Genomic DNA, 9,029 nt, shown 5'->3' with positions numbered 1-9,029 from the left:
TAGACCCCCCCCCCCCGCCCCCACTCTATTCCGCCCCCCCCGCCGGGGGGGGGGGCCGGCGCCCTCGGGGGGGCGGCGCCCCCGCCCCCCCCCCTGGCGCGCTTCCTCGACGAGAAGCCGCCCCACCACCTCTGAGCCCTCGCTAGGGCTCGCTGTGGCCAGAGCCGCGCTGCGCCACCAGGGCGTCGCGGATCTCCTTCAGAACCTCCAGCTCGGACAGTTCGACGACCTCCTGCGCGCCTTCCTTGGCAGCCTTCCGCGCCGCCTGCTTGGCCAGGTACTTGGCCATGGGCAGGACCATCAGGAAGTAGACGACGGCCGCGGTGATCACGAAGCTGAGGGTCGCGCTGAGCACGGATCCCCACATGATCGGGATGCCGCTCTCGACTGTCCCGTCCGCCTTCATGACGCACGGGGACTTCAGGCACGAGCTGTAGTGGTCGAGATCCTTCGTCCCGAAGGCACCGACCAGCGGGTTGATGACGCCCTTCACCACCGAGTTCACGATGTTCGTGAACGCGGCGCCGATGACCACCGCGACCGCCAGGTCGACGACGTTGCCGCGCATCAGGAAGGCCTTGAAGCCCTCCCAGAGACCCGGTTCCTTCTTCTCGCTCACCACGAGGCCTTTCGTTGCACATGCAGGTTGTAAAACAGACAGCTTCGCAACCTACGGCAGCTCCTGGCGGGCCTGTCCAATCGCACGCCTCGAATGAGCGACGTGACCGCATGCCAGTGCAGTTGCACACGCCATGAATCAGCACAACGTCACCGCCAGGCGCGCACTCGCACCCGCGCCGGCGAGCCGCGCGGCCGTCGCCCGCGGTACGGAGAGCACCACCAACGCCCCGCCCTCCGCGGCGCTTTCGGCCCCGTCGTCCGGCTCGGGCACCTCGGCCACCCTGGCGCCGGCCGCCACCACTCGCGGTGCACCGCCGCCCGCCGTCGAGCCGTCGGCGGCGACGACGTCGACCCGGTCTCCGCGGTGCAGCAGCCGCACCGTCGCCGCGTCCGCGATCCGCACGGGAGCCGTCACCAGAGCAGCGGCCCGTTCGCGCGAGGGCGCGGCAGCAGCGGACGGCTGACCCTGCGGCCGCACCCGCTCGGCGTCCCGAGGCCCGGCGGCCACGAGCGCGGCGGCGGTCATCGCAAGACCCGCGGCCATGGCCCGCCGTCTGTGCCGCAGCAGCCGTCGCAGTCGGTGCCGCCCGCCGCGTACCCGAACGGGAGCGAAGTGCGGCACCTGGCAGCCGTCGGCCGGCCGGTGGACCGGGAGCTCGGGCTGCGACGGAGAAGACGAGGAATGGGACTGCGGCTGCGAGTGAGACGGGAACTGGGACTGCGAACGGACTGGGATCACGACGAGCACCGCCTGCGACGAGAGATGAGCTTGGCTTCCGCTCTCACGATGCAGGCCCGCGCCGAATCCCGCTGAGCCCCGTGTACTACTCGCCGGTTGTGGACAACTCCCTCACCCGAAGGGGAAGTTCCGCCCCATGAGGGCGTCCACCAGTCCGCCCCCGAGCCCCCTCAAGGCAGCCGGATCCCCGGGTCCATCCCGCCCAGCGCCCCCGCACACAAGCGGTCCCGCTCGCCCTCCGCCGGCAGCCCCGCCACCGCGTCGAAAAGCACCGACCGCAGCCGGTCCACGTTCGCCGCGAACACCTGCAGGACCTCGTCGTGCGAGACGCCCTCGCCGCTCTCCGCCCCCGCGTCGAGATCCGTGACCAGCGTCAACGACGTGTAGCAGAGCTCCAGTTCACGGGCGAGCACGGCCTCGGGATGCCCGGTCATGCCCACCACGGACCAGCCCTGCGCCGCGTGCCAGCGCGACTCCGCACGGGTCGAGAACCGCGGTCCCTCGATCACCACCAGCGCCCCGCCGTCCACCGGCTCCCAGTCACGGCCGCGCGCCGCCTTCAGCGCGGCGCTGCGCCCGGCCGGGCAGTACGGGTCGGCCAGCGAAACGTGCACCACGTTCGGAATGGTGCCGTCTGCGAGCGGGACCCCGTCGAAGAATGTCTGCGTACGGGCCTTCGTGCGGTCCACGAGCTGGTCGGGCACCAGCAGCGTCCCGGGCCCGAACTCGGGACGGAGCCCGCCCACCGCACACGGCCCGAGGACCTGCCGTACGCCCACGGAGCGCAACGCCCAGAGATTGGCGCGGTAGTTGATGCGGTGCGGCGGCAGATGGTGCCCGCGGCCGTGCCGGGGCAGGAAGGCGACCCGCCGCCCGGCGATCTCGCCGAGGAAGAGGGAGTCGCTCGGCGCCCCGTAGGGGGTGTCGACCTGGAGTTCGGTCACGTTGTCGAGGAAGGAGTAGAAGCCCGAGCCGCCGATGACACCGATGTCGGCCCGCGTCGCGTTCGCCGTGTTCGCCATGTCCAGCACAGTAGCCGGGCGGTGGTACGCCGAGGTCCCCGCCGGCGGAATAAGGCGGGGACCTGGCAGAAAGGCGTGGTGGGCTTAGGCGGCCGACGAGCCGGCGGACGACCCCGAGGACGAGGTCGACGCGGAGCCGGACGACTTGGAGTCCGACGAGGAGGACGAAGAAGACGACGAAGCGGTCGACGCGGACTTGGAGTCCGACGACTTCGACGCCGGCGTCGACGACGGCGTGCTGCTCGACGAGGAGCCGCGGCTGTCGTTGCGGTAGAAGCCGGAGCCCTTGAAGACGATGCCGACGGCCGAGAACACCTTCTTGAGGCGTCCGTCGCAGCTGGGGCACACGGTCAGGGCGTCATCGGTGAACTTCTGCACCGCCTCGAGGCCCTCGCCGCACTCGGTGCACTGGTACTGGTACGTCGGCACTTGCTTCCTCCTGGCACTCTCACTCGATGAGTGCTAACGACGGTCCATAGTGACGTATTCCGCGAGATCAGTCCACCGTGACCGGCTCGCGGTGACCGACGCCACGCGCCACCGTCCGTCCGACGGACCGGGGTGCGAGCCGCGAACGCAGGGCGAGCAGCACCACCAGAGCCAGTGCCGTACCGCCCAGCGGCACCAGGAATCCGGCGCCGTCCCACAGGCGGTCCTCCAGCTGTCCGGCCACCGTGACGGCGGCCGCCTGGCCGAGCGCGACGGCGCCCGTCAGCCAGGTGAAGGCCTCGGTGCGGCCGGTCGGCGCCACCAGCTTGTCCACCAGCGTGTAGCCGGTGATCAGCGCCGGAGCGATGCAGACACCCACCAGGAGACCGAGCCCGGCGAGCAGCACCACGGAGTGCATGGCCCAGAGCCCGGAGGCCATCAGCGTCAGCGCCGCGTACGCGACGACGAGGCGCCGCTGCGGGGCGATCTTCCAGGCGATGGCACCGCAGGCCAGGCCGGAGAGCATGTTGCCCGCCGCGAAGGTGCCGTACAGGACACCGTTCAGGCCGGGCTCGCCGATCGACTCGGAGAAGGCGGCAAGGGAGACCTGCATGCCGCCGAAGACGGCGCCGATGCCCAGGAAGGTGACGATCAGGACCCGTACTCCGGGGACGCGCAGTGCGGAGACGTGCTCCACGCGCGCGTGCTCGTCACGCGGGGCGGGCTTGGGCTGGGTGCTCTTCTGTGCCGCGAACAGCAGGCCGCCGACCAGGGTGAGGCCGGCCTCCGCGAAGAGTCCCGCCGACGGGTCGATGGTGGTGCACAGCGCGGTGGCGAAGAGCGGGCCGAGGACGAACGTCAGCTCGTCCGTGACGGACTCGAAGGCGGCCGCCGTGCTGGCGAGCGGGGAGTCCTGCAGCCTGACGCCCCAGCGGGCCCGCACCATGGGGCCGATCTGCGGCGTGGAGGCGCCGGTGGGCACCGCCGCGACGAACAGGGCCCACAAGGGGGCGTCCGACAGTGCGAGCAGCGTCAGGGAGAGCACCGACACGGTGTGGATGAGCACGCCGGGCACCAGTACGGCCCGCTGGCCGAACCGGTCGGCGAGCTTGCCGCTGAAGGGGGCGAACACCGCCATGGAGACGCCGGTGACGGCCGAGACGGCGCCCGCGGCGCCGTAGGAGCCGGTGGTGTGCTGCACCAGCAGGACGATGGAGATGGTCAGCATCGCGAAGGGCTGGCGTGCCGCGAAGCCGGGCAGGAGAAACGTCCAGGCGCCGCGGGTGCGCAGCAGCTGTCCGTATCCGGGGCGGGAGGTGACCGTGGATGCCACGGCCCGTGCCTTTCTGCCGCCTGGTAGCGCGGCCCCCTTTTTCAGGGCGACGGCGCCGAGAGCTGTCCTCTTGCGCGGAACTGCGGTAGATACCGGTTGCCCACTGCGAGGACACGCGGCCGCCATACGGTCGGCGCCAGCTCTGCGTCAGACAGAGTTGGTTCGATCAGTTGGTTCAGACATGATCGATCGCTTCAGATCATGTGCGCCTTCATCGTACAGGGAACAGGCGTATCAAGCCTGCGAATACGGAGAATGAGGCGCCCGTCACCTGCGATTGCCCCGACCGTCGGGTTCCTGGTCGCTCGTTCCCAGCCAGCCGGCCAGTTTTCCGCCCTGTCCGACCGCGCGCAGCCGCTGCTCGGCGGCGTCGCGCACCGGGTCGGTGGCCACCACCAGGAGCTCGTCCCAGCGGCGCAGCACGGTCGTGGGCAGCGGCACAAAGGATTCGCCGTCCCGTACGACCAGCGTGACCGCGGCCCCGGCCGGCAGCCGGAGCTCGGCCACCTCGACGCCGTGCATCCGTGAGCCCTTGGGGATCGCCACCGAGAGCAGATGCCCGCGCAGGCGCTCCAGGGGCGCCGATTCGATGCCCAGGTCGGCGGCGCCCGTGGAGTCGCCCAGGCGCAGCTTCTTGGCCAGCCACGGCAGCGTAGGACCCTGGATGAGGGTGTAGACGACGACCAGGACGAAGACGATGTTGAAGATCCGCTGGCTGTCGTCGACGCCGTTCACCATGGGGATGGTGGCCAGGATGATGGGCACGGCGCCGCGCAGGCCCGCCCAGGAGATCAGGGCCTTCTCCTGCCAGGGCATGCGGAACGGCAGCAGGCTGATCACGACTTCCAGCGGTCTGGCCACCACGGTCAGGACCAGGCCGATGACGATCGCGGGCCAGGTGTCGTCGATCAGGTCGTGCGGGGTGACCAGCAGGCCGAGCAGGACGAACATGCCGATCTGGGCGATCCAGCCGAGCCCTTCGGCGAAGCCGCGGGTGGCCGGCCAGTGCGGCAGCTTGGCGTTGCCGAGGACCATCGAGGCGAGGTAGACGGCGAGGAATCCACTGCCGTGCGCCATGGCGCCGGCCGCGTACGCCGTGACCGCGATGGCGAGGACGGCGATGGGGTAGAGGCCGGACGCGGGCAGCGCCACGTGCCGCAGGCCGTAGGCGCCGAGCCAGCCCACCGCGATGCCGACCGCGGCGCCGATCGCCAGCTCCAGGGCGATCTCGCCGATGAGGACGTACCAGTGGTGCACGGGGCCCGCCGTGGAGAAGGCCACGACCAGGATCACCACGGGGGCGTCGTTGAACCCCGACTCCGCTTCCAGGATGCCCGTCACGCGTGAGGGCAGCGGCACCTTCCGCAGCACGGAGAAGACCGCGGCCGCGTCCGTCGAGGAGACCACCGCACCGATGATGAGCGCCTGCCGCCAGTCGAGGCCGACCAGATAGTGAGCGGCCGCGGCCGTCACGCCGACGCTCACCGCGACGCCCGCCAGCGACAGCGCTGCGGCCGCCGGAAGGGCCGGCTTGATCTCTTTCCACTTCGTGCCCAGACCGCCCTCGGCGAGGATCACGACCAGCGCCGCATAGCCGATGACCTGCGTCAACTCGGCATTGTTGAAGGTGACGTTGCCGATGCCGTCCTGGCCGATCGCAACGCCGATGCCGAGGTAGAGGAGCAGGCTGGGGAGCCCACTGCGCGACGAGATCCGGACCGCCGCGACCGCGACGAGCAGGACGAGCGAGCAGATGAGCAGAAGCTGGTTGAGATCGTGGACAGTCAGGGGCCGTTCCTTCCTCCGTGCACGTCAAGTACTTCGTTACCTTACCTAATTGTTAACGCTTCCTTGATGCTCTCGAACACCTATCCGATGCGTCGCGATGTAGGTTCCTGACTCCGCGTCCGAGGCCGTAGTGCCCTGCGCCTATGGTTGCTCCAGCGCTCCCACCACCGCCCAGCCGGCACTGCCGCTCGCGTAAGGACAGCAAGGACAGCGATGCCCTCGAATACCACCGCCTCTTCCGGTCATAAGTCCGGCAAGAAGAAGGGGCGCCGAGCCCGACTCATCGTGATCGTCCTGGTCCTGGCCATCGTGGGGGGCATCGGTTACGGCGCGTACTGGAGCATCAGTACCGTGCGAGCCTCCTTCCCGCAGACCAAGGGAACGATCGAGCTCGACGGCCTCTCCGGTCCCGTCGACGTGAAGCGGGACGGCAACGGAATCCCGCAGATCTACGCCGAGTCCGACGCCGACCTGTTCATGGCCCAGGGCTTCGTCCAGGCGCAGGACCGCTTCTGGGAGATGGACGTCCGCCGCCATATGACCTCCGGTCGGCTCTCCGAGATGTTCGGAAAGGGCCAGGTCAAGACCGATGAGTTCCTGCGGACGCTCGGCTGGCACCGGGTGGCGCAGAAGGAGTACGACTCCAAGCTCTCGCCGGAGACGAAGAAGTACCTCCAGGCGTACGCCAAGGGAGTCAACGCCTACCTGAAGGGCAAGGACGGCAAGGACATCTCCCTGGAGTACGCCGCCCTTGGCTTCACCAACGACTACAAGCCCCAGGAGTGGACGCCCGTCGACTCCGTGGCCTGGCTCAAGGCCATGGCCTGGGACCTGCGCGGCAACATGCAGGACGAGATCGACCGCTCCCTGATGACCAGCCGCCTCGGCCCGTCGCAGATCAAGAGCCTGTACCCGGAGTACCCGTACGACCGGAACAAGCCGATCGTCCAGGAGGGCGCCTACAACAGCGTCACCAAGAAGTACGAGGGCAAGGGCGCCGCGGGCAGCCAGTCGGGCACCGGCGGCGCCGCGGGCACGGGCCTCGCGGGCAACACGGAGGCCCCCGACGGCCTGCAGTCGCAGCTCTCCGGCCTCTCCGACGTCCTGGACAAGATCCCGGACGCGGGCCTCGGCCCGAACGGCAACGGCATCGGCTCCAACTCCTGGGTGGTCTCCGGAGACCACACCATCACCGGGAAGCCGCTGCTCGCCAACGACCCGCACCTCTCGCCGCAGCTGCCGTCCGTCTGGTACCAGATGGGCCTGCACTGCCGGACGGTCTCCAAGGACTGCCAGTACGACGTCTCCGGCTACACGTTCTCCGGGATGCCCGGCGTGGTCATCGGCCACAACCAGGACATCGCCTGGGGCATGACGAACCTGGGCGCCGACGTCACGGACCTCTACCTGGAGAAGTTCGCCGGCGACGGCTACGAGTACGACGGCAAGGTCGTGCCCTTCAAGAGCCGCGTGGAGACCATCAAGGTCGCGGGCGGAAAGTCCAAGAAGATCACCGTCCGCGAGACCGACAACGGCCCGCTCCTGTCCGACCGCGACGACGAGCTCGTGAAGGTCGGCAAGAAGGCCACCGTCGACAGCGCGGCCCCCGACCGGGGCGACGGCTACGGAGTCTCGCTGCGCTGGACGGCGCTCCAGCCGGGCAAGTCGATGGACGCCGTCTTCGGGCTCAACAAGGCCAAGGACTTCTCGGACTTCCGCAAGGCGGCCGCTTCTTTTGAAGTGCCCTCCCAGAACCTGATCTACGCGGACACCAAGGGCCACATCGGCTACCAGGCGCCGGGCAAGATCCCGGTCCGCGGCAAGGGCGACGGCGCGCTCCCGGCGCCCGGCTGGGACTCCGACTACCGCTGGACCGGCTACATCCCGCAGTCCGCGCTGCCCTACGAGTACGACCCGAAGCGCGGCTACATCGTGACCGCCAACCAGGCCGTCATCGACGAGGACAAGTACCCGTACAAGCTCACGTCGGACTGGGGCTACGGGGCGCGCAGCCAGCGCATCACCGACCTCATCCAGACGAAGATCAAGAACGGTGGAAAGATCTCCACCGAGGACATGCGCACGATGCAGATGGACAACAGCAGCGAGATCGCCAAGCTGCTGGTGCCCAAGCTGCTCAAGATCGACATCAAGGACCCGTACGTCCGTGAGGCGCAGAAGCTCCTCGAGGGCTGGGACTACACCCAGGACGCCGATTCGGCGGCCGCGGCGTACTTCAACTCGGTCTGGCGCAACATCCTCAAGCTGTCCATCGGCAACAAGCTCCCCAAGGAGCTGCGGGTCAAGGGCCAGTGCCTGAACGTCGAACCGGCCGGCAACACGGGCCCCGCCGACGAGGCCGAGCCGGTGCGCGAGTGCGGCCAGCGCGACTCCGAGTCGGCACAGCCCGACGGCGGCGACCGCTACTACGAAGTGATCCGGTCGATCCTCGACGACGAGGACAACGACTGGTGGAAGTCGCCGGGGACGCGTACCGACGCCGAGACCAAGACCCGCGACCAGCTGTTCTCGCGGGCCATGGAGGACGCACGCTGGGACCTGACGGCCAAGCTGGGCAAGGACATCGACACCTGGAGCTGGGGCCGCCTGCACCGGCTGACCCTGAAGAACCAGACCCTGGGCGTCGACGGGCCCGGCTGGCTCCAGTTCATGCTCAACCGCGGCCCGTTCAAGCTGGGCGGCGGCGAGGCGGCGGTCAACGCCACCGGCTGGAACGCGGCGGGCGGCTACGGCGTGCAGTGGGTGCCGTCGATGCGGATGGTGGTGAACCTGAAGGACCTCGACAAGTCCAAGTGGATCAACCTCACCGGCGCTTCGGGCCACGCCTACAACGCGCACTACACCGACCAGACCACCAAGTGGGTCAAGGGCGAACTGCTGCCGTGGTCCTTCTCGGAGAAGGCCGTCAAGAACAGCACGAGCGACACTCTGGGGCTGCGGCCCTGAGCCGTACGGAACACCGGCAAGGGGCCCCCCCCCCGCCCGGGGGGGGGGCCCCCACCGCCGGGGGGGGGGGGGCCCAACAGCCGGAGCCCCCCCCCCCCGGCGGGGGGGGGTAAAACACAAACCCCCCCCC

General features: G+C 69.5%; 7 protein-coding genes. 1 reads left to right on the top strand and 6 read right to left on the bottom strand.

The window, feature by feature from the left end:
• Window positions 1-142: 142 nt before the first annotated feature.
• The 6 genes from mscL to ACFWY6_RS06830 all read right to left on the bottom strand — a co-directional run bounded on the left by mscL (window position 143) and on the right by ACFWY6_RS06830 (window position 5,932).
• Window positions 143-619 (bottom strand): large conductance mechanosensitive channel protein MscL, encoded by a 477-nt coding sequence (gene mscL, locus ACFWY6_RS06855; protein ID WP_384687138.1) that lies wholly within the window; start codon window positions 617-619, stop codon window positions 143-145.
• A gap of 138 nt (window positions 620-757) precedes the next feature.
• Window positions 758-1,360 carry a hypothetical protein gene (locus ACFWY6_RS06850; RefSeq protein ID WP_384687136.1) on the bottom strand — a complete coding sequence of 201 codons (603 nt, stop codon included), beginning with the start codon at window positions 1,358-1,360 and terminating at the stop codon, window positions 758-760.
• Between the two features lie 170 nt (window positions 1,361-1,530).
• Window positions 1,531-2,382, bottom strand: a complete 852-nt coding sequence (locus tag ACFWY6_RS06845; protein WP_384687134.1) for an S-methyl-5'-thioadenosine phosphorylase — start codon at window positions 2,380-2,382, stop codon at window positions 1,531-1,533.
• 84 nt (window positions 2,383-2,466) lie between these two features.
• Window positions 2,467-2,811, bottom strand: coding sequence for an FmdB family zinc ribbon protein (locus tag ACFWY6_RS06840; RefSeq protein WP_384687132.1), 345 nt, complete (start codon window positions 2,809-2,811; stop codon window positions 2,467-2,469).
• 67 nt (window positions 2,812-2,878) lie between these two features.
• On the bottom strand, window positions 2,879-4,144 hold the full coding sequence (locus ACFWY6_RS06835) for an MFS transporter (protein ID WP_384687129.1): 1,266 nt from the start codon (window positions 4,142-4,144) through the stop codon (window positions 2,879-2,881).
• 267 nt (window positions 4,145-4,411) lie between these two features.
• Window positions 4,412-5,932 carry a potassium/proton antiporter gene (locus tag ACFWY6_RS06830; protein WP_384687145.1) on the bottom strand — a complete coding sequence of 507 codons (1,521 nt, stop codon included), beginning with the start codon at window positions 5,930-5,932 and terminating at the stop codon, window positions 4,412-4,414.
• Window positions 5,933-6,145: 213 nt separating this feature from the next.
• Here ACFWY6_RS06830 and ACFWY6_RS06825 point away from each other — a divergent pair, with 213 nt between their 5' ends.
• Window positions 6,146-8,899: a penicillin acylase family protein gene (locus ACFWY6_RS06825; protein ID WP_384687128.1), complete on the top strand. Its 2,754-nt coding sequence runs from the start codon at window positions 6,146-6,148 to the stop codon at window positions 8,897-8,899.
• The last annotated feature ends 130 nt before the right edge of the window (window positions 8,900-9,029 follow it).

This window comes from Streptomyces sp. NPDC059037 (assembly GCF_042740015.1).
Classification (GTDB): Bacteria; Actinomycetota; Actinomycetes; order Streptomycetales; family Streptomycetaceae; genus Streptomyces.
This window is presented reverse-complemented; position numbering and strand designations above follow the sequence as displayed.

Bases quoted from the DNA above. Each gene is read 5' to 3' on its own strand.
- ACFWY6_RS06845 (WP_384687134.1), bottom strand. From the start codon at position 2,382: ATGGCGAACACGGCGAACGCGACGCGGGCCGACATCGGTGTCATCGGC.
- ACFWY6_RS06825 (WP_384687128.1), top strand. From the start codon at position 6,146: ATGCCCTCGAATACCACCGCCTCTTCCGGTCATAAGTCCGGCAAGAAG.